The sequence below is a fragment of the Chryseobacterium sp. MEBOG07 genome (assembly GCF_021869745.1).
Classification (GTDB): domain Bacteria; phylum Bacteroidota; class Bacteroidia; order Flavobacteriales; family Weeksellaceae; genus Chryseobacterium; species Chryseobacterium viscerum.
The window spans coordinates 3672655-3695089 of the sequence record NZ_CP084579.1 but is presented as its reverse complement, the minus strand read 5'-3'; the positions used below and the strand labels follow the sequence as shown (position 1 = coordinate 3695089).

The following is a 22435-nucleotide window of genomic DNA, read 5'->3' as shown; positions in this document are numbered from 1 at the left end:
ATTTCTTATGTAACAAAAGTAGCTGTAGAGGAAAAAGAAAGGGGGAGATTTGTATCAGATAACAACATCAAAAAAAATACAATGAAAATAGAACAGATTTATACAGGATGTCTGGCACAGGGAGCTTATTATATCACCTCAGCCGGAGAAGCTGCAATCATTGATCCGCTAAGGGAAACACAGCCCTATATCGATAGGTTGCAAGAAGATGGAGTAGAATTGAAATACATTTTTGAAACCCATTTTCATGCTGATTTCGTCAGTGGACATCTTGATTTAAGCAATGAAACAGGTGCTCCTATTGTGTATGGACCGACTGCAACTCCTGAATTTGAGGCCATCATTGCAGAAGATCATCAGATATTTGTAATAGGAAATATTAAAATCAAAGTTCTTCATACACCGGGGCACACTCTTGAGAGCTCATGCTACCTGTTGATTGATGAAGATGGCTTTGAAAAAGCACTTTTCAGCGGTGATACTTTGTTCCTTGGAGATGTAGGCCGTCCGGATCTGGCACAAAAAGGGGCGAATATGACTCAGGAAGAACTGGCCGGACTTTTATATGATAGTTTATACCATAAAATTCTGCCTTTAAATGATGATATCACTGTATATCCAGCTCATGGAGCCGGTTCAGCCTGTGGTAAAAATATGCAGAAAGAAACGGTAGATACACTCGGGAATCAGAAAAGAACCAACTATGCCCTTAATCAGAAAGACAGACAAAGTTTTATAAAAGAAGTGATACACGGACTTCTACCTCCTCCAGCTTATTTCGGAATGAATGTCATGATGAATAAAAAAGGATACAGAAGTTTTGATAAAGTTCTTTCTCAGGGCTTGCATGCTCTTTCCCCGGAACAGTTTGAGGAAATCGCAGAAGCCTCAGGAGCTTTGATTTTAGACGTAAGAACCAGTCGTGAATTTGTAAAAGGTTTTATCCCAAAGTCAGTAAATATAGGATTGGATGGTGATTTTGCCCCTTGGGTGGGAGTTTTAATTGCCGATGTAAACCAACCTATCATGTTGATCACAGAAAATGGAACTGAAGAAGAAGCAGTAACAAGATTAAGCAGAGTAGGATTTGATCATATTTTAGGATTTTTGGATGGTGGTTTTGAAGCCTGGCAAAAGAGCGGAAAAGAAACAGACTTTGTCAACTGCATCTCTGCAGAACAGTTTGAAGCCGAAATAAAAGAAAAAGAAGCAAAAATCATTGATATAAGAAGAGAAAGTGAATACAATACAGAACATATTCATGAAGCTTACAGCATGCCTTTAGCGTATATCAATGAATGGATTAATAAGTTACATCCGGAAGAACATTTTTATATGCATTGTGGAAGCGGCTACAGAAGTACAATGGCTGCAAGCATCCTTCAGGCAAGAGGATATAGGAATTTTACAGAAATTGAAGGAGGTTTTAGAGCTATTGCATTTACAAGTATTTCTAAAAGTGATTTTGTGTGTCAGACAAAAATTTTAAATAAATTAGAGTAAAAAAAGAAGATATGTTGGAGATTATAAAAGAACCATGGCCATGGTATATTGCGGGTCCGCTGATTGGTCTTACCGTCCCTGCCTTATTGATAATGGGAAATAAATCCTTTGGGATAAGCTCCTCACTAAGGCACCTCTGTGCTGCCTGTATCCCGGCCAATATAAACTTTTTCAAATACGACTGGAAAAAAGAAGCCTGGAATTTATTTTTTGTACTCGGAATCTTTTTCGGAGGAATGATTGCAGCCAATTTTTTGCTTAATCCTGCAGAAATAACAATTAACCCCGATCTGAAAACCGAACTGGCAGGCTACGGAATCACAGATTACAGCAATCAGGTGCCTATACAGCTGATGAACTTTGAAAGCCTGTTGACCTGGAGAGGATTTATCACAATGGTAATTGGCGGATTTTTAGTAGGCTTCGGAACAAGATACGCAGGAGGATGTACCAGTGGTCATGCTATCATGGGACTTTCCAATTTGCAATGGCCTTCTTTGGTCGCGACGATCTGTTTTATGATAGGAGGTTTTTTAATGGCCAACCTTATTCTGCCTGTTATCCTTTCCCTGTAAGTTTAATTTTTAAAGAGAATTTTGAAATAATGATAAAAGAAAAAGAACAGGATATACGTCATCAGGATGCTGTTTGTGTGAACGAAAGCACCCTTATCCATCAATGGTATCACAACCTGAAGTACCTTGCTGCAGGGATTATATTTGGAATTATATTTGTGAAAGCAGAAGTGATCAGCTGGTTCAGAATACAGGAAATGTTCCGTCTGCAGTCTTTCCATATGTACGGAATTATTGGGAGTGCCGTGTTGGTAGGCATGATTTCAGTAGGGGTGATCAAAAAGTTCAAGATAAAAACAATATATGGTGAACCTATTACACTGACTCCCAAAAAGTTCAATAAAGGGCAGATTTACGGCGGATTGATATTTGGTTTTGGCTGGGCAATTACCGGAGCGTGCCCCGGACCTCTCTTTGCGCAGATCGGAACAGGTGCTTTAGCAGTATTTGTTACCCTTCTAAGTGCAATCGCAGGAACATGGGTATATGGATATTTCAGAGATAAATTACCCCATTAATACTTTACAAAAAAGACTGTAGAAAATAATCTGCAGCCTTTTTTAAAGTATAAAATTATGAGTAAATGAAGTTCTCTGCCCCTAAAGCCATATAAAGATTAATGCGCTCTATTCTGCACTGAAGTTCAAGATTGATGAGGTTCATTTCATTTTTCAGAAGATCCCTTTGCTTACGGATCAGTACAAAACTGTTGCTTGTGCCTATCTTTATTTGTTTCTCGGTGAGAGCAATATTATTTTTCAGTTCATTGATGGCCTTAGTCGTATAAATAACCTGTTTTTCAATAGAATGAAGATTGGCTAAAGAAGATTCTACTTCATTCAAAGCATTCAGAACAGCTTTTGAATACTCTTCAACGACTTGTTTCTGCTGGGAGGTTTTTATTTCCACATTCTTTTTTAGCTTTCCGCTGTTGAATATCGGAGAAACTAATCCGCCACCCACTTTTAATAAAGGATTGGAAAATAAAGAATTGATAGATTCTACATTACTTCCGGCAGCGCCCAGAGATGAACTGATGCTCAGTGAAGGAAGCCTTGCCGCTTTTGCCTGCTGTACTTCATAAAAAGCCTTTTCAATCTGAAAATGGCTAGCCTGTATATCCGATCTGTTCTCTAAAAGCTGAAGGGGAAAAGATTCAGGAATACTATTAGTGGCAGGATTAAAAAAATTCTGGGTCGCCAGTTTTCCTTCCGGATACTTTCCGGTAAGCAGTTCCAGTGATCTTCTGGATTGTGTATTTGAGTTTTTTACCTTTTCCAGATAGCCCTGCAGGGAAATAATCTCTGCTGTTATATTGGAGATGTCCAATGCATTAGCCGTCCCCACTTTCTTTTGAATGACATAAAGTTTCTCCAGATCTTTAGACTTCTGAATATAACTTTCAATCTTATCTTCCTGAATATTTCCTGCGATATTAAGAAAGTACGCTTTTGCAATCATCCCGGCAATAGATTGGTACAGAAGGGTATTCTGGTGTTTCGCAGAAAAATAATTGCTGGTGCTTGCCATCTGTGAAGATTTATTTTTGCCCCAAAGATCAATTTCCCAATTGGCTTTTAACGCAAGACGTCTGATTTGAGTATCACTCACCAAATTATTGGAAGTATTGGCTACTGCGCTTACACTGGGATAAAGATCACTTCCTGCAATTTCCATCGCCAGCTCAATCTGATTCAGCTTTTCCTTTGCAATAATAAGGTTAGCATTATAAAGCATTCCTTCATTGATCAGGGTTTCCAGTTGAGGTGTTTTAAGATCATCGATCCAGTCATAGGAAATTGATCTTGAATTTGCTTTTCTATCAAAGATCCATTCGTCCGGGATTTCTATATGAGAAGCAATTTCACTATTTTCTTTAAGCTGATTCATATTTTCCTGTGTAGGCTCTTTATAACCGATGCACGAACTTAAGCTTACGGAAAGTAGACTCAGTAAAATTATTTTTTTGTACATCTTAATGAAGTTTAGGAATCAGATAGTTAATTTTACTGTTGACACGCACCATTACTTTTCGGATAAGATGGAGAGGTTTTATATGATCAGAATAAATAACAGCCGTTCCTCTTGCCCCTACGGTAAGCTGTTTCTGACTATCTTCCAATACAAACTTGGCAATAAGTTTCCCGTCAGTTTCAGGTAATTGTCTGGCGGTATCAGGAAGTCCGGCCGTAGAGCCATTTCCTCCCAGCATTCCTCCTGCATTATTCATGATTCCCTGGCTGGTAGCATCAATGACATATTCGAGTCTGGCTTTTACCACCTTTCCCGGTTCTGTTTTAAGAGCCAGCTCCACTTCATTACCTTTTTTTACTGTCTCTAGTTCGTTCTGAGCAAAAAATCCAATCACAGACTGTTGCTTTTGAATCAGAACAAATGCAGATTTGAAAGGGGCCATGATTGCACCTTCATTCAGCTGAACATTGGGAATTACTCCATCTGTAGGAGCCAGAACAACCGTTTGGGAAAGATTCCATTTTGCCTGTTCCAGCTTTGCCTGAATTTCAGATACTGATGAATTCTCTCCACCATATGACGCATTGGACTTAGTTTCCAGAGACTGCTGTTGTGATTGTGCAGCACTAATTCTGGATTGAAGATCCTGTACATTGGTAATAGCCTGTTCAAGATCAAATTTATTGGCCGCTCCGGCTTCCACCAATTCTTTGTACTGAGCTGCTCTTTTGTTTGCCAGATCCAGCTGTGACTGTAAACCTGTAATGTTTTTTCTGGAAGCTGAGATGTCTGTATCATAAGAACTTACAGTAGCTTTCATATTGCTTAGCTTGGCTTCCAGAGACTTTATTTCCTGTACATAAGGCTCTCTGTCCAGTACAAATAAGGTATCTCCTTTCTTTACTTCCTGATTGGTGGTGACATATACTTTTTTCACCTTCCCCAAAACCTGGGTGGTAATGTCCACACTTCTGTTTCCTACCTTTACATCGGAGGTGATAGGGCAGTAGTAATTTAAGCTTAAGATTAAAGCAATAGATCCGAAGATAGGCAATGAATATACCACCACCTGTGTGGTAAATGTCCAGGGGATCAGTTTTAATTTTTTAATAAGAAGCCAGCATATTCCGGCATATATTGCGATGAGTAATTCCAGCATATTTGTTAATTTTCGAGGGTTTTAAATTCTTCTTCCGTGATTTCCGTGTCTTTTTCAGGAGTATTTTGACTGCCATAATCATAGTTGGCCCAGATCAGGGCAACCGGCCATAAAAGGCCTCCAAAAACAAGGGAAAGGAGGCACATACTTTTTATAGCGTTCAGTTGAGGGTGTTTCTTTTTTTCTGCTACTTTCTCAGGATAAATGTGAACTTTCCAGAAGAGATAAATACCTGCAAGAGGTAAAACAAGTAGAATTAGCCATGAAGCAGCATTTGCTATATTGTCTTCTAAATTGCCTGTTGATGCCTGAACAAAATTGCATGATAACAGCAGGCAAAGAAGTAAGGATGTTCTTTGCATAAAATAATTGTATAAGGTAATAATGAAATGTAAACAAGGTGGTAACCCGGCTGGCCGTATTTATCTGCCTGGTTACTGTGAATCTTAAGAAAGATTAAAGATGATTCAATAGATAAGGTGTTTTTCAGGTGATATTTTTCTCATTTTGCTTTTAATTAACTGTGTAATAGTATTTTGATTAAGCAAAAATAGAATGAATAAAGTGAGAAAAAGTATTCCTAAGTTATTTTTTTCTTTCGTTCCTTTTTTTATGAATGCGCGCTGTCATCCTCGAAAGAGAGTTGGGAGTAATGCCCAGAAAATTGGCAATATACTTTCTGTTGGCATTCTGGGAAGTAAAAGGGCGGGTCTCCAGAAACTCCTCATAACGGGAATGCGGAGACGTAGAGCAAAACTGTTCCGTACGTACTTTTAAGATACTGATGATCTGTTTTAAAGATTTGAGATATACATTATAAATACCTCTGTTCTGAAATGCTACTTCCTCAAATTCACTCTTATTGAACAGGAAAATCTGGCTTTCCAGTACGGCTTCTATAGTATATTTTCCCTCGTTTTCATTGGAGTAAGACTCAGGGCTTTCCATAATGGCAGCTTCCTTTTCAGAAGGGAGAAAAAGATTGCTTTCAACCCCGTCTTCATCATCAAAGAAAAACCTTAATAACCCATGAGAAAGAATGAATAATTGATTGAAAGGCTTACCGGGTTCTGCCAGCTTTTCCTTTTTTCGAAGCAGTTTTGGGGTACTGATATTCACCAGAATAGTAATTTCCTCATCAGAGAGTTCCTGAAAAAAAGAGATATTCCTGAAAGTTTTAAATGAGTCCATTACAGCAGTAAAGATAAATAAAAATAATACACGGATATTAGTAGAGCCGCCGTGAGGATTTCATAGAAGTTTTTTTTAGATTTGTGGGTATTATACAATTTGAGATACCATGAACAATAACCGAAGAAGTTTTATCAAAAAACTGGGAATTGCAACTGCAGCACTTGCCGTAAACCCGCTGGATTTAATGGCTGCCGAATTACCTGAACCTACTGTCAAAGCTGTAAACAAACCGATTGTCCTTTCTACCTGGAATTTTGGATTAAAAGCCAACGAAGAAGCATGGACGATCCTTGGAAAAGGAGGAAAAGCTTTAGACGCGGTTGAAAAAGGAGTTCGTCTTGTGGAATTAGATCCTAAAGAAAGAAGTGTTGGATATGGAGGCCGTCCGGACAGAGATGGGAGAGTAACGTTGGATGCCTGTATCATGGATGATAATTATAATATCGGTTCGGTAGCATGTCTTGAGCATGTGAAAAACCCAATTTCCGTTGCCAGAGCTGTAATGGAAAAAACACCTCACGTTATGTTGGTAGGAGACGGAGCGTTGCAATTTGCCCTTTCGCAAGGTTTTAAAAAAGAAAATCTTCTTACTCCGGAATCCGAAAAAGAATGGAAAGAATGGTTGAAAACCAGCCAGTATAAACCTATTGCCAATATTGAAAACCACGATACCATAGGAATGATTGCGCTGGATGCACAGGGAAACCTTTCCGGAGCTTGTACTACAAGCGGAATGGCTTTTAAAATGCACGGCAGAGTAGGAGATTCCCCAATCATTGGAGCAGGTCTGTTTGTAGATAACGAAGTAGGAGCAGCTACCGCAACAGGTCATGGTGAAGAAGTCATAAGAACAGTAGGAACCCATCTTGTAGTGGAGTTGATGAGACAAGGCAGAAACCCACAGGAAGCGTGTAAAGAAGCTGTAGATAGGATTGTAAAGATCACTCAGCGCAGAAACAAAAATCTGAAGGATATCCAGGTTGGTTTTATTGCGATCAATAAAAAAGGAGAATATGGTTCGTATTGTATTCAGGACGGATTCAATTTTGCCGTTTATGATCAGAAAGGAAACCGCCTTGAAACCCCGGAGTTCGCTTTAAAGTAAAGGTATGATGGAAGCCAACATCACAAAGAATTATAAATATATTTTATCGGAAATAAAATCGTTGCACCTTAAAATACTTTAGGGAAAATCTTTGTGCCTTTGCGTTATTCCAACAAAGAATAATTAAAAATTCAATAGGAATGGACTTTAGTCCATTTAAACAAACCAATGAGAGCCTATTGGCTTTAGCCAAAACATAGATCAAAAAATATGAAAAGAACGATTATCGCTTCCCTATTTCTGATTATTGCATGCAAGGAAGAAAAGAAGGAGATTAAAACTGCCTTAGAACCACAGCAGATAAAAGAAAAAGTAGTGTTGAACAATGACGCCAATGAAGGAGAAGAAGCCCAAAAATGGTTGAAGACAAGTATTGTAGACTACTTTAAAGCTGATCTCGGAAGTGAAGAAAAGAATATGCAGAAGATGACAACGAAAGACTATTTCGAGTATAAAACGGATGCTACAAATGTAGATATGGATGTCGATGGAAGCCTTACTGAAAAAGAATTTGAGGATAAATGGAAATCCAGGTTTGATACCCAAAAAGCAGGAGTTGGAGTTGGTTTTTTAATCACAGCACAGGATTGGAACAAGATTGAAGTGGGAAGCTGTGAATTAAAATCCTCTTCAAAAGATGAATATATTTTCAATGTCGTGTTGAGAGATGATGGTTTTAAAGCCCAATATCCATCAGTAATAAAAGTAGTAAAAGAAAACGGTTCCTTTTTGATTGCAGATGTATTGCAGGGTGAATCGAAATAAAACCAAATAGATAATAATACAATGTCAAAAATAGAAATAGCATGTTTTAACCCTCAATCAGCGGTTATCGCTTTTGAAAATGGAGCAGATAGAATAGAATTATGTGATGGACTCAGTGAAGGAGGAACGACTCCGGATTTTGAAACCATGAAGCAGCTTCGCGAGAAAATTACGATCCCGATTTTTGTAATGATCCGTCCGAGAGGTGGAGATTTTACCTATTCCGATTCAGAATTTGAACAGATGAAAAATGACCTGGTTCATTTGAAATCTTTACATGCTGACGGTTTTGTATTTGGCATTCTGGATGAAAATGATGAGGTTAATATTGAACAGAATAAAGCTTTAGTAGAATTGGCGTCACCACTTCCGTGTACATTTCACCGTGCGTTTGACCGCGCTGTAAGCCTGGAAGAATCTTTAGAAAAAGTAATAGAATGTGGCTTTACAACCATTCTTACTTCCGGCCAGAAACCCAATGTGTCTGAAGGAAAAGAAAATCTGAAAAAACTGGTTGAGCTTTCCAATGGAAGAATTGAAATACTCGTAGGAGGTGGGTTACGTTCATCCAATATCGAAGAAATAAGAACTGTTACAAAAGCCGGTTACTTTCATTCTTCGGCCATTACTGACGGTGGAGCTTTTGCCAGTCCGGATGAAGTAGTTGCGTTGAAGAGTAGATAAGATAAATAATATTTAAACGCAAAGTTTAAAAATAAACTGTATTATATTTTGAGAAAGCAAAGAGTTGCAACTTTGTTGCTGATGAAGCGAAAGGATAGCCAGCATGCTTAGAAAGAATCAATGAAATTGATTCCATCTTAGCCTCCTTAAAATAATACATTGTTATAGTTGAAACTTTGCGTTTAAAAAGCAATATAACTAAAAACACACAAATGAATGACCGAAAACGAATTATCCTACAAAATAATAGGAGCTGCTATAGAAGTACATAAAAACTTAGGAGTTGGCCTTTTAGAAAATGCATATGAAACAGCTTTAGCTTATGAATTAAAGATGTTCGGACTGAATGTTAAGCAATAGCTATCTTTACCTTTAAAGTACAAAGAAGTATATATAGAAAATGCATACAGAATTGATTTGATTGTAGAAGTGAAAGTCATTTTAGAAGTGAAATCTGTAGTGGAATTGCATCCCATTTTTCATTCACAGGTATTGACGTATCTGAAACAGACTCATATAAAATTGGGATTGCTTATTAATTTTAATAATGAACTTATTAAATATGGAATCCATAGAATTGTAAACAAAATTATTGATGAATAGAACGATCCTTTTTACTTTCCTTTTCATACAGAATATACTTTTTGGACAGTTTTCCCAAAGAAGTTTGTCTTCTGAAAACTGGCAATTCAAAAACTCTAAAGATCAAAACTGGCTTCCTGCAAAAATTCCGGGAACCGTCCATCTGGATTTAATGGATAACAAGATGATTCCGGATCCTTTTAAAGATGAAAATGAAAAGAAAGTACAGTGGGTAGAAAATGAAGATTGGGAGTATCAGTCCGGTTTTGTAGTTTCACCTCAGGAATTAAAGAACGATAATATTGATCTTGTTTTTAATGGATTGGATACGTTTTCAGAAATTTATCTTAATGGTAAACTGTTAAAGAAAACGGATAATATGTTCAGGAAATGGAATATTCCCGTGAAGGAATATCTGAAAGCAGGTAACAATACATTGCAAGTTAAGTTTAAATCTGCTGTAAATACCGGAAAGGACTTAGCCAAAAAAGTTCCTTTTACCATGCCGGAATCTCCAAGAAGCTTTGTCAGAAAAGCTCAATATCAATTCGGCTGGGACTGGGGACCAAGACTCGTTACTGCAGGAATTTGGAAAGATATTCAGCTTGAATTCTGGAATAATGCCAAAATTATTACCGTTAAGAATATTCAGAACAAGTCTGCCGAAGATGTACGGTTTGAAGTAGAAATTGAAACTCAAAATGCTGGAGATTATACATTGGATCTCAATAAAATCCACAAAAGAATCTCTTTGAAAAAAGGAACTCATACAATAACGATTCCTTATAATACAAGCGGGATGGAACTTTGGCAGCCTAACGGACGTGGTGAAGCAAATCTCTATAATTTTGAAGTAAAACTTTCAAAAGATCAGAAAAATATTGATGCTAAAAATATCAGGATAGGAGTAAGAACTGTTGAGTTGGTTCAGGAGAAGGACGAAAAAGGAAAATCATTCTATTTTAAAGTGAATGGCCATCCTTTATACATCAAAGGAACCAATTGGATTCCGGGAGACAGTTTTTCACCTAGAATGACCAAAGAAAAATACCAGAAACTGATCAAAGATACCAAAGATGCGAATATGAATATGATCCGTATCTGGGGTGGAGGTATTTATGAAGACGACGAGTTCTACAAAGCTTGTGATGAAAACGGAATCTTAGTCTGGCAGGATTTTATGTTTGCGGGGAGTTTTTACCCTGCAGATGAAGCATTCTTAAACAATGTAAAGGAAGAAGTAAAAGATCAGGTCAACAGACTTCAGAATCACCCGTCTATTGCCATATGGTGCGGAAATAACGAAATTGATGAAGCAATCGTTAACTGGGGCTATCAGAAACAGTTCAAATATTCGAAAAATGATTCTCTTCAGGTTTGGAAAGACTATAAAAAGCTGTTTCATGATGTAATTCCGAACGCATTAGCAGAAAATCTAAAGTCTGATAAAAATATATACTGGCCAAGTTCCCCGTCGATCGGTTGGGGACATAAAGAAAGCCTTACAGAAGGTGATTCCCATTATTGGGGTGTTTGGTGGGGTGAACAGCCATTTGAGATTTATAACGAAAAAGTGGGACGTTTCATGTCTGAATATGGTTTTCAGGGAACGCCCAGTCTTGAAACTACAAAATCAATGTTTTCCGGAACTCCGGATTTAAATCTTCAGAATCCAACAATAAAAGCGCATGAAAAACATGCCAGAGGCTGGGACATCATTAACGAGTATCTGAAGCGTGATTATAAAATTCCTACAGACTTTGTACAATACAACTATGTTTCACAGCTGTTGCAGGCAAGAGGAATGCAGATCGCTATTGAAGCTCATCGCCGGACAAAACCTTACAATATGGGAACACTATATTGGCAGCTTAATGACTGCTGGCCCGTGGTTTCATGGTCTTCTATTGATTATCTTGGAAACTGGAAAGCGTTCCATTATCAGGCAAGAAGAAGCTTTGAACCGGTACTTATATCAGTCGCTGAAACAGATAAAAATTATGATGTTTACCTGATAAGTGATTTGTTGAATGAGCTGAAGCTTGATACACAATTTGAACTCGTTGATTTTAAAGGAAAAATACTCTGGAAAGCCAGTCAGTCAGACGATGTAAAAGCTGATGTCAGTAAGAAGATACGGATGATCAGTAAGTCAGAGTTAGCTCAGTTTGACCTGTCGAAATCCGTTTTAAAGATCAGTTCCGGAAAAGATACAAAATTTGAAAAACTTTTCTTTTTGAATAAGCCTAAAGATTTAAAACTTTCAAAACCTGAGATTAAAATCAGAAAGATTTCACCTACTGAAATTGAAATATCAACAGATATCCTGGCAAAAGATGTTTATCTGATTGGAGACACCCATTTCAGTGATAACTTCTTTGACCTGTTACCGGGAACTTCCAAAATAATTACCCTTTCAAAACCTTTAGACAAAGTTGAGGTGATAAGTTTTTGGGATGTAATGGGAAATTAGAAAAAAATACTTAACTGAATATTCAACTTAAAAGGATTGGCCAATAGCCAGTCCTTTTTTTGTGGCCAGATCGGAAAAGTGGATTACGGGAACCCGTAAAAATTCACAGAGGCTTTTTTATAACATTGTAAAAAATTACTAATATCTATCGTATGTATAACGAAAAATTGGAAAGGCTTATCGAGTTTGCTTTAGCCGACGGAGAATTAACCGAAAAAGAAAAACAAGTGCTTTTTAAAAATGCCGAAGCCGAAGGAATAGACCTGGATGAATTTGAAATTGTTTTGGAAGCAAGGCTTTTTGAAAAAACAAATGATAAAAATTCAGAATCGGCAGCTCCTCATTCTGATAAACTGGGAGATATCAGGAAATGTCCGGCCTGTGGGGCCATTGCTGAAAGTTTTGCTACTAAATGTTCAGATTGTGGAACAGAATTCAGAAATATAGAAGTTTCGAGCAGTGTTATCAGGTTTTTTGAAAAACTGGATGAAATAGAAGCCACCAGAGATGGTAATTTCTATGCACAGAATGCTTCCAGTAATATTAATCTTCCTACCATTGTACTCTGGTTATTTTTCTGGCCCTTTCTTATATTCTTCAAAGGATTGCAGTTTATTATCAATAAATCTAAACCTGCCAAATGGTCTACTACTGATGCCAGAAAAGAAGAATTGGTTCTGAATTACCCTGTTCCGGTTTCTAAGGAAGGGATTCTTGAATTTCTGACATTATCGGCAAGTAAGATCAATACCGCTTCTTATTTCTCTTTGTTTTCTGAGCAGACTAAGTATAAAAATACATGGAATAAAATATGGCTAAAGAAAATAGAGCAGATCAATTCCAAAGCTTCTATTTCAATGAAAAGCGATACTGAAACCTATGGTGAGGTACTCAGTATTGTAGAAAATGCCAAGAATATTACTAAAGAGAATAACAGGAAAGTTTTCAAAGTATTAGGGTCAATGGCTGCTCTATTCATTGTAGTTTGTATAGGGAGTAGTATTTCCAGTAAAATGGATAGCTATAAAAGCAACAGTTATGTTTCCACGGTTAAATCGGCCGAAAAATTAATAGAAAGCAAGAATTACGATGAAGCTGAAAAGCTTGCTGCCAATATTGATGATAAGCACAGTGTTGAGATCAGAAGCAAGATACAGTTAGCAAAACTTAGTGAAAAGCTTGAAACGTTGGAACCCTTAATTCAGGAAAAACAATATTCCAAAATCAAATTAGAGTTAGAAAAACTCAGATGGACAAAAATCAGTGATACATATGATTACGACATTAAAGATATCGAGGGAATTTCCTACAGAATTTTTTTAGCTAAAAAAGAAGCTATTAACAATCAGTTGCCGGAAAAAAAGAGAGCTGAAATTGAAAGCGAATACCTATAAAATTTAAAGAAAAATAAATGAGACTATTTGGAAATAAAAAAGAGGGCGGTATGATGGATGTGATCCGTTGTGATGAACCGGAATATCTGGTTTGGAAATGGAGGCCTTCCGGATCTGCCGACTCTACACATAAAGAAAACAGTATCCGCTATGGAAGCAGTTTGAGGGTAAAGGAAGGCGAACTTGCTGTATTTTTTTACAAGCAAAATGACGGAACCATTCAGGATTTCATACAGGGGCCTCATGATCAGACCATTCAGACTGCGAATTTTCCTGTTCTCACAAATATAGTGGGAACCGCATTCGGGGGAGGTTCGCCATTTCAGGCAGAGATCTATTTTATCAACCTTTCCGGAAATATACAGATCAAATTTGGAATTCCTTATTTCGACATGTATGATCCGAGGTTTATGGATCTGGGAGTTCCTTGTGCAGTACGAGGAACACTGACTTTTAACCTGACTGATTATAAGAGCTTTATTAAATTAAACCGTTTAATCAATTTTAATCTTGATGATTTCAAGGCACAGATTAAAGACTTTTTTCAAAGAAAAATTAAGTCAGTGCTCATCAGCGCTCCACAGGATTATAATATTCCTGTCATGCAGATTGAAAGAAAAATTGATGAGGTAAGTGATATCATAAAGAGTAAGTTAAAAGCTGAATTGGAAGAATATTTTGGTGTTAATTTGAAACGCTTGGATATTGGAACTATCGAACTTGATAAAGAACACCCACATTACAAACAGCTTAAAAGAGCAACGGCTGACCAGCAAACGAAATTTACAGAAGCTAAAACAAATATTGAAATTGAAAACCTTTCTGAAGTAACCAGAATCCAGCGAAAAGATATGGAACTGGGGGTAGAAGGGAAACATTTTGCGGTTCATCAGCTGAATCAGCACGCCGATGTCCTGAAAACAGCTGCTGCCAGCCTTGGAGGAATGAGCCATGTAGATCTAGGGCATGGAGATGGATTAAATGCTGCAGGCCTCATGGTGGGTATGGGCGTAGGCGCTTCTATGAGAACTCAGCTTGGAGGTCTCATGGATAATATGACAAATACACCGCCTCTTGTTCATCATGATCCGATGTTTCATATTGCTATAAACGGACAGCAATCCGGTCCATACAATTCTGAATCCCTTAGACAGCTTGTACAGTCGGGGCAGTTTTCAATGAACCATCATGTCTGGAAAGAAGGAATGCCAGGCTGGGAATTAGCCGGTAATGTCCCTGAAACTTCCAGATTATTTAATATAACACCACCACCGCCACCAATTATTTAGAAATGATGAAATTAGATTTTATAAAAACCACGATTGCCATTGCTGTCAGCTGTTTGATGGCTTATGGATTCTACTCATTAAACACGACTCATAACAAAGAATTATTAACTGCCGGCAGTTTGATTTTTCTAATCCCTACTTTAGTTCTGGCAATTGGAGTTCGGTTTAATCTGCCCAGAACAACTTCGCTGGTAAAAACTGTTTCTGCCGTGTTTTTCGGATTGGCCATTGTGAGTAACCTTGCTTTTTCATTGATAGGCTTCAGTGATCCGGCATTGTATATTATTATAAGTGGAGTTCTGTTCTTAGTTTATATTTTGATTGCTTATTCGATATCTAAAGCTAAACAATAGGATTTAAGTAGTTTATAAAAAAAAGTGGATCAACCTTATAGGTTTCAAAAACCTATAAGGTTTGAAAATAAAAAAGAAAATTCTTCATTCCAATACTTTGGAATTTAATGGGAATTCTATTCAAAAAATATAAATTTTACCCTTCCAACTCAAAAATCAGCCGTAAATTTGCTGCATATTTCTTTATAGTTATGGTAAATTTTGTTCTGATTGCAGTGTGCATTATTGCAGGAATGATATTCAAAGCAACAAAATCTATCCACCCCGATGCCCACAAAGGTATCAATACATGGATTCTTTATCTTGCTCTTCCGGCAGTTTCGTTTAAATATCTGCCTAAAGTAAAATGGACAACTGAAATGTTATTTCCAATTGTGGCCACATTTTTAGTTGCGGTGTTTTGTTTCTTCTTTATGATGTTTTACAGTAAAAGTAAAGGATATTCAAGGCGGTCCAGAAGTACCTTAGAATTGGCAAGCGGTTACAGCAACACTTCTTTCATCGGATTTCCCTTAGTCAGTGCTTTTTATGGAGAAGGGCTTTTAAGTATTGCCGTTATTTGTGATCAGACCATGTTTTTCTCCCTTTCTACACTGGGAATTATTGCCGCAGTGAAAGGAGGAAGCAAATCCGGAAAAGTAAGTGCCTTATTTATTTTAAAAAGACTTATCACATTCCCTCCGTTAATCGGTTGTATTTCTGCTTTGGTATTATCACAATTCATTGATTTTACTGCTGCAGAGCCATTCTTTGATAAATTAGCCTCAACAGTGAGCCCTTTAGCTCTATTTTCAGTTGGATTGCAATTGAAGTTTAATGGATGGAAAAAACTGATTCCGCAAATGTCTATGTCAATGCTTTATAAGCTTATTCTGGCACCGGCCATTGTTTTGGGAATGGCTTTATTATTAGGAATAAAAGGAGATGTTGCAAAAATTACCATATTTGAAGCCGCAATGCCAACATTAGTGACGTCAAGCATTATTGCAGAACAATTCAAACTGAATACAAAACTCACGAATCTCATCATTGGAGTCAGTATTATTGTAGGATTTTTTACGTCCGCGTTTTGGTATCAGATCACGGAACTTCTTTTTTAAGGACAGATTAATACTGTTCTTCCATACCGTTGAGGTTTACAATGATTTTACATCTGCCAAAGGGTAGGAAAGAATCTCTGCAAAGTTGCAATTCTCTAAAGAAAAATCTAATTTTACACTTTAAATATTTCCCTTGCAATACGCTCAAATTGTTTTACCCCTGAACCTGAAAGGATCTTTTACGTATAAAGTTCCTGAAGAAATGATGTCTGAAATCCAGCTTGGAATGAGAGTTTTGGTCCCATTTGGCGGAAAGAAAATCTATACGGGAATTGTATTTGAGCTTCATGATAATGCACCGGAAAACTTTACAGCAAAGGAAGTCATCAGCATGCTGGATGACAAACCGATTATGCCTGAGGAACAGATCGATTTCTGGAACTGGCTCTCGGAGTACTATCTGTGCAGTCTTGGAGAAATTTATAGGTTTTCATTTCCTTCTTCATTAAAACTGGAAAGTGAAACCTATTTAAAACTAAAACCAGGTGCTGTTGTTGATTTTGAAAATCTGGACGTCAATGAAATGTACCTGATTCAGGCACTTGAAGTACGACAGCTGATCAATCTGACAGATATTGAAGCATTTATTGCCAAAAAAGATATTATCAAAACCATCAACTCATTGATTGACCTTCAGTATATTGAGATTGATGAGAAAATTGCTGAAAAATATAAAGCTAAAGAAGTAGCCTATGTAAGAATTAATGATGAAATTTTAGTCAATCAGAATCTTACAGAAATTCTTTTAAAACTGAATAAAGCACCCAAGCAGAAAGAACTGTTCCTTCTTATTTTGGAAAAGCAGACAGAAAATCCTGATATACCTATTAAAAAGGCCGACCTGTTTGAAAGTGGTTATTTTGGGAGCTCTCATTTCAAACCTTTGGCAGATAAAGGTCTTGTTGAAGAGTATTACATGCAGAAAGACAGGATTGAAAGTTATGAAGGCGAAATTGAGGAGCTTGAAGAACTTTCCGAACAGCAGAAATTGGCTAAAGCTGAGATTGATGAAGCTTTTGAAGAAGGGAAAAATGTCCTACTTCACGGCGTTACATCATCTGGAAAGACCCATATTTATTTAGAGAAAATCGATGAATGCATCAAAGAAGGAAAAAATGTATTGTTTTTGCTTCCTGAAATTTCTCTTACCAAACAGATTACCCAGAGATTAGAAAAAAAATATGGGCGGCAGCTGGGCTTCTATCATCAGAAACTCACAGATTTTGAAAGGGTGGAAGTATGGAGAAGAGTGAAGCAAAATGATATCAATATTTTGATAGGGACTCGTAATGCATTGTTTTTACCCTACCAGAACTTAGGGCTTATTATTGTAGACGAAGAGCATGATTCGGCATACAGGCCACGGGAAGTATCTCCTTATTTTAATGCTAAAGATGCATCTTTAGTATTGGGAGGGTTATATAAAGCAGGGGCGATTTTAGGATCGGCAACCCCTTCCGTTGAAAGCTATTACCGGGCGAGAAAAGATAAAATGAAATATGTCTTCCTGAATGAAAGATTCGGGAATGTTAATCTGCCGGAATATGAGCTGATCAATTTCAAAGAAGCCCAGGAATCTAAAAAGGTTTCAGGAAATTTCTCGCTGAAGCTCATTGAGGAGATCAAAAAGACCATAGATGAAAAGAATCAGGCAATTGTTCTTCACAACCGCAGAGGATATTCCAATGTGATAGAATGTGAAAGTTGCGGATATGTGAATTACTGCTCCAATTGTGATGTGGTCATGACGTATCACAAAGCAGCCAACGAGATGAAATGCCATTATTGCGGCCAGAAAGCTTCAAAACCGAAAACCTGTCCAAAATGTCATTCCGAAAAGCTGAACGAAAGAGGAGTAGGAGTAGAACAGATTCATGAGGAAGTTTCCAAGCTGTTCCCCGAAAATGAAGTGGATAGAATGGATGTAGATTCCATGCGTAAGAAATTTGCTTACGAAAAGCTGTATGAGAAGATTGAAGATGGAGAAACAGATATTGTAGTAGGAACACAAATGATTTCCAAAGGGCTTGATTTTGATCATATTGAGCTGGTGGCTATTCCAAAAGCCGATTCCTTATTATATGTACAGGATTTCAGAGCGGAAGAAAGGGCTTATCAGCTTATCACACAGGTTTCCGGAAGAGCAGGAAGGGTTTCAGGGAAAGGAAAAATCCTGATTCAGACCTATAATCCTGATCATTCTGTATTTCAGCTGATCAAGATGAACAATCCTGCGAAGATCTATAAATACATTCTTACAGAACGTCAGAAATTCCATTATCCGCCGTTTACGAAGCTGATTATGATTGAGTTGAAGCATATCAGAGATGAAAAAGTGGATCGTGCTTCTCAGTTTTTGGGATCCATCTTAAGAAAATACCTTCCCGAAGATTGTGTTTTGGGACCTGAAAGAGCCCAGATCGCAAGATTAAATAACTTATATCAGTTCCAGATTATGCTTAAGCTTCCTCGTGGTAAAAATTATGAGAAATTCAAGAACATGGTTTTGATAAGTTTGAAAGAATTTGACGAAATTACTGCTTATCAAAGTGTTAAAAAAGGGGTTTTTGTAGATTTTTAACAATTTTTAACAAACTTTACACTCTTTTATAAGGTAATAGTGGTCTGTTATATGACAATAATTTCTACTTTTGGACGTTGATTAAGTGTTTGGCTTTTAAATTGAATGATGTAACCTGTCATTTTTTATAGAGTCAAAACTATAAAACAAAAAGAAGATAGATGGTAAATTTCAGAAAATATATTTCAAGTGCGGCGGTGTTGGCTTCTGGTCTTTTCCTGGCTCAATCTACCGTTTCTACCGTTCTTTATTCTCAGAATTATGACAATCAGAAAAGCAGCTTAAACCTGCCTTCGCCTGTTAGCTCGGTAGTGGAGAAGACTGTTTTGTCAGCAAAAGAATTGGTAGACATTAATGTAAACACAATGATGGCGGATCCTGTGCTGAAAAATGCAACCTGGGGATTCGTAGTGTACGATCCGAAAACGAAGAAAGTAATCTCTTCGTACAATGAAAATACTCCTTTAGTACCTGCTTCTACGACAAAGCTACTGACAACGGAAACAGCATTAAACATGCTGGGTGAAAACTACCGCTGGATGACGCAGCTGGAGTACTCAGGAACTATAGATGAAAATGGAGTTTTAAATGGAAATCTTTATGTTATAGGAAGCGGTGATCCTTCTTTGGGAACAAACAAAGCAGGTGCAGGATCTTATAGAGACATTATTTCAGATTTCGTAGGTGGAGTTTCAAGAGAGGGAATCAAAAAGGTAAATGGTGATATTATCATTCAGACAGCGCTTTTCAAAGGCAATATTTCAGTGCTTCCGGAAAATGTTGTATGGTTAGAAAACAATAATTACTACCTGCCTGTAGGGACAACTCAAGGGATCAATCCAGCCAACGAAAAACTGATCGTGAAAAAAGGAGGATTTTCTCCAGAAAAGAAATTTTTCTATGTTTCACCTTACAATCATCAGATGGTATATGCTGAAAAATATGAGGGCAGTGGGACTTTAAGCACCAAACTTCCTGATGCTCCGGCTTATCTTGCCAATTCTTTCAGAACAACATTGGTGAAAAGCGGAATTCCTGTTACCGGAAAAGTAAGTCCGAAAATGACAGATGCAGCACCGGATGGCAGAAAAATGCTTTCAGCATACAAATCCCCAACTTTAGGTGATATTATTTATTATACCAATCAACACAGTGATAATTCATTGGCAGAAGCTTTGCTAAGAACTGTGGGTTATCAGAAAATGGGGGATCAGACTTCAGAATCAGGAAGAATTGTAGTGACAGGTCACTTAAGAGATGCCGGTTTTGATATGAATGGTCTTAACTATATTGATGGAAGCGGACTTTCAAGAAGCAATAACGTAACTCCAATTTCTCAGGTGAAGTTTCTGACTTCTCTGATGGAGCAGAAATACTACAGATCTTACCTTACTTCTCTGCCTATCGGAGGACAATCCGGAACTTTGAAAAGAATGTTCATCGGAGGTGGTAACGGACAGGTTTTTGCTAAAACAGGAACTTTAAATAAAGTAAAAACATTAGCAGGCTACCTGAAAACAAATTCCGGAAAAACATTGGTTTTCTCTTTAATGGTCAATAACTACTCCGGATCAGTAGATATGGTGAAAAAAAGAATGGAGAAAATTCTTGAACCAGCACTGGATCTTTAAAAATATTTTATTTTATATATTATAACAGCCTTTTAATCATTGATTAAAAGGTTTTTTTTATATTTGATTAAATTTTTCTAAACATGACAAAATTGTACCTTTTGGTGCTGGGATTTTTACTATCTCAACAGTTCTATGGCCAAAAACATGAGCAAAATACCGATATGAAGGGGTTAATTGAGAAGGAGAAAAAATCCTTTACTCAAAAAATGAATATTGGGAATACCAACCTAAATACCCTGAATTATGATTTACAATACCAGAGAATGGATGTCAGCCTGGATCCTGCGGTGTATAATATCTCCGGATCGGTGACTTCTCATTTTAAACCGACACAGAGTATGGGAAGTATTTATTTTGATCTTTCCAATTCTTTAACGGTTTCTCAGGTGAAATATCACGGAACCAATATCACGAGCTTTCAACAGCTTCCTTCAAAGGAACTGAAGATTGATTTTCCGGCTTCTATTCCTGCCAATACATTAGACTCTCTTACCATCTATTATGCAGGAGCACCGTCTACAAGTAATGATGCTTTCAAAACAGCTCTTCAGAGCGGAAATCCGGTTCTTTCTACATTGAATGAACCTTATGGTGCACAGGACTGGTTTCCAACCAAGCAAAGTTTGAATGATAAGATCGAAAGATTTGATTTTAAAATTACAACGCCATCCAATTACAGCGTTGCAGCCAACGGAAAACTGATGTCCGAAACTTCTCCTACAGCATCTACGAAGCTTACCTTCTGGAGAACGATGTATCCCACACCAGCTTATCTGATTGCACTTTCGATTACTAATTTTGTCAAGCTTACTGATACCATTGGAAACCCTCCGTTTCCTTTTGTGAATTATATTTATCCGTCTACTAATTCAAATGCTACGAGTATAGCAAATATTAACTGGACGAAACAGATCATGAATACTTTTGAAACCTATTTTGGAACTTATCCTTTCCGTAATGAAAAATATGGTCATATGGAATTTATGTATGGAGGAGGTATGGAACATCAGACAATGTCTTCTATGGGAGGCTGGAGTAAAATACTTATCGCTCATGAGCTTGCCCATCAATGGTTTGGTGATAAAGTAACCTGTGGTGCATGGAATGATATTTGGCTGAATGAAGGTTTTGCTACTTTTGGAGAGCATGTTGCCAATGAAAAATTGCTGATGACCAACACGGAATTTATGAATTTCCTGCAAGGTCAGGCCAATTACATTATGGGAAGCTCGACAGGAAGTGTTTATGTACCGGATACGGGACTTTCCAGTATCAATAGAATATTCGACAGCAGACTGACGTATGCTAAAGGGGGCTATATTTTGAGAATGTTGAAATGGGCTTTAGGTGATGCTGCTTTTTACCAGGCACTTAAAGACTATCATGCAAGACCAAATCTGGCTTACAGCTATGCACGTACCAGTGATTTTAATGCTTCTTTGCTTCAGTCAACAGGAACAGATTTTACAGAGTTTTTCAATGACTGGGTGTATGGAGAAGGATATCCTACATATACTATAAAATGGATGCAAGGTGGGAATCAGGCTTTGTTTAAGGTTTCTCAAACACAAAGCAGCCCTACTGTAAGCTTTTTTGAAATGCCTTTACCTATTAAGGTGACAGGAACTGCTGGACAAACTGCTTATTTTGTGCTTAACAATACTTCAAACAACCAAAGCTTCCTGCAGTCCGTAACTTTTCCTATTGCAAGTGTTCAGTTTAATTATGAATACCAGATTTTGGAGAAAAACTCTACTGTTACCCAGGATAATACTTTAAGCGTTTCTTCTGTTGAAAAGGAAAACTTTGGATTATATCCGAATCCTGCCAAGAATGAAATTAATCTGAAAGGAATTAACAGACCTGCAGATTTCGTGATCCATGCTATTGATGGAAAACTGGTAGGAAAAGGGATATATCAGCCAGGTAAGGCAATCGGAATTTCAGAATTAGTTCCGGGAGCGTACATTATTACTGTGGATGAGAAAAATATTAAATTCATCAAACATTAAAATAGCAGTAAAGAGTAAATAATTGCTCTATTGAATACATTCATCATAAAAAGAAGCT

The 22435-nt window shown here is 37.3% G+C and carries 18 protein-coding genes and 1 pseudogene; 15 read left to right on the top strand and 4 right to left on the bottom strand.

Translation table 11 applies throughout. The annotated features are described in order from the left end of the window. The first annotated feature begins 81 nt into the window (after window positions 1-81). Genes LF886_RS17040 through LF886_RS17030 form a run of 3 tightly spaced genes read left to right on the top strand, consistent with a single transcriptional unit; the run spans window position 82 to window position 2596 of the window. On the top strand, window positions 82-1503 hold the full coding sequence (locus LF886_RS17040; protein WP_236850797.1) for an MBL fold metallo-hydrolase: 1422 nt from the start codon (window positions 82-84) through the stop codon (window positions 1501-1503). A gap of 11 nt (window positions 1504-1514) precedes the next feature. Beyond that, on the top strand, window positions 1515-2078 hold the full coding sequence (locus LF886_RS17035; protein ID WP_236850796.1) for a YeeE/YedE family protein: 564 nt from the start codon (window positions 1515-1517) through the stop codon (window positions 2076-2078). A 29-nt stretch (window positions 2079-2107) separates the two neighbouring features. Further along, window positions 2108-2596 (top strand): DUF6691 family protein, encoded by a 489-nt coding sequence (locus tag LF886_RS17030; protein ID WP_236850795.1) that lies wholly within the window; start codon window positions 2108-2110, stop codon window positions 2594-2596. A 55-nt stretch (window positions 2597-2651) separates the two neighbouring features. Here the strand turns inward: LF886_RS17030 and LF886_RS17025 are convergent, their stop codons facing one another. The 4 genes from LF886_RS17025 to LF886_RS17010 form a co-directional block, all read right to left on the bottom strand. Continuing rightward, window positions 2652-4052: a TolC family protein gene (locus LF886_RS17025; protein WP_236850794.1), complete on the bottom strand. Its 1401-nt coding sequence runs from the start codon at window positions 4050-4052 to the stop codon at window positions 2652-2654. Between the two features lies 1 nt (window position 4053). Continuing rightward, on the bottom strand, window positions 4054-5211 hold the full coding sequence (locus tag LF886_RS17020; RefSeq protein ID WP_236850793.1) for an HlyD family secretion protein: 1158 nt from the start codon (window positions 5209-5211) through the stop codon (window positions 4054-4056). Between the two features lie 5 nt (window positions 5212-5216). Then, the gene (locus LF886_RS17015) at window positions 5217-5573 is read right to left on the bottom strand and encodes a DUF3302 domain-containing protein (protein WP_236850792.1); all 357 of its coding nucleotides are present in this window, start codon (window positions 5571-5573) and stop codon (window positions 5217-5219) included. A 223-nt stretch (window positions 5574-5796) separates the two neighbouring features. Continuing rightward, window positions 5797-6402, bottom strand: coding sequence for a Crp/Fnr family transcriptional regulator (locus LF886_RS17010; protein WP_236850791.1), 606 nt, complete (start codon window positions 6400-6402; stop codon window positions 5797-5799). Window positions 6403-6511: 109 nt separating this feature from the next. Here LF886_RS17010 and LF886_RS17005 point away from each other — a divergent pair, with 109 nt between their 5' ends. The 12 genes and pseudogenes from LF886_RS17005 to LF886_RS16950 all read left to right on the top strand — a co-directional run bounded on the left by LF886_RS17005 (window position 6512) and on the right by LF886_RS16950 (window position 22377). Then, window positions 6512-7510, top strand: a complete 999-nt coding sequence (locus LF886_RS17005) for an isoaspartyl peptidase/L-asparaginase family protein (RefSeq protein WP_236850790.1) — start codon at window positions 6512-6514, stop codon at window positions 7508-7510. Window positions 7511-7720: 210 nt separating this feature from the next. Continuing rightward, entirely contained in the window at window positions 7721-8275 is a 555-nt protein-coding gene (locus tag LF886_RS17000; RefSeq protein ID WP_236850789.1) for a hypothetical protein, read from the top strand. A gap of 21 nt (window positions 8276-8296) precedes the next feature. Continuing rightward, entirely contained in the window at window positions 8297-8959 is a 663-nt protein-coding gene (locus LF886_RS16995; RefSeq protein ID WP_236850788.1) for a copper homeostasis protein CutC, read from the top strand. Window positions 8960-9175: 216 nt separating this feature from the next. Beyond that, a pseudogene (locus LF886_RS16990) lies at window positions 9176-9562 on the top strand (GxxExxY protein). Next, on the top strand, window positions 9555-12014 hold the full coding sequence (locus LF886_RS16985; RefSeq protein ID WP_236850787.1) for a beta-mannosidase: 2460 nt from the start codon (window positions 9555-9557) through the stop codon (window positions 12012-12014). Before LF886_RS16990 ends, LF886_RS16985 begins: the two are co-directional and overlap by 8 nt. Before the next feature lie 152 nt (window positions 12015-12166). After that, window positions 12167-13408, top strand: a complete 1242-nt coding sequence (locus LF886_RS16980) for a hypothetical protein (RefSeq protein ID WP_236850786.1) — start codon at window positions 12167-12169, stop codon at window positions 13406-13408. 17 nt (window positions 13409-13425) lie between these two features. Beyond that, a complete protein-coding gene (locus LF886_RS16975) occupies window positions 13426-14697 on the top strand; it encodes an SPFH domain-containing protein (RefSeq protein ID WP_236850785.1) in 1272 nt (423 codons plus the stop codon). Between the two features lie 2 nt (window positions 14698-14699). After that, on the top strand, window positions 14700-15050 hold the full coding sequence (locus LF886_RS16970; protein WP_236850784.1) for a hypothetical protein: 351 nt from the start codon (window positions 14700-14702) through the stop codon (window positions 15048-15050). A gap of 191 nt (window positions 15051-15241) precedes the next feature. Then, a complete protein-coding gene (locus tag LF886_RS16965; protein WP_236850783.1) occupies window positions 15242-16150 on the top strand; it encodes an AEC family transporter in 909 nt (302 codons plus the stop codon). A gap of 133 nt (window positions 16151-16283) precedes the next feature. Continuing rightward, window positions 16284-18731 carry a primosomal protein N' gene (gene priA / locus LF886_RS16960; protein WP_236850782.1) on the top strand — a complete coding sequence of 816 codons (2448 nt, stop codon included), beginning with the start codon at window positions 16284-16286 and terminating at the stop codon, window positions 18729-18731. Window positions 18732-18892: 161 nt separating this feature from the next. Then, the gene (gene dacB, locus LF886_RS16955) at window positions 18893-20362 is read left to right on the top strand and encodes a D-alanyl-D-alanine carboxypeptidase/D-alanyl-D-alanine-endopeptidase (protein WP_236850781.1); all 1470 of its coding nucleotides are present in this window, start codon (window positions 18893-18895) and stop codon (window positions 20360-20362) included. Between the two features lie 83 nt (window positions 20363-20445). Next, entirely contained in the window at window positions 20446-22377 is a 1932-nt protein-coding gene (locus LF886_RS16950; RefSeq protein ID WP_236850780.1) for a M1 family metallopeptidase, read from the top strand. Window positions 22378-22435 lie beyond the last annotated feature (58 nt).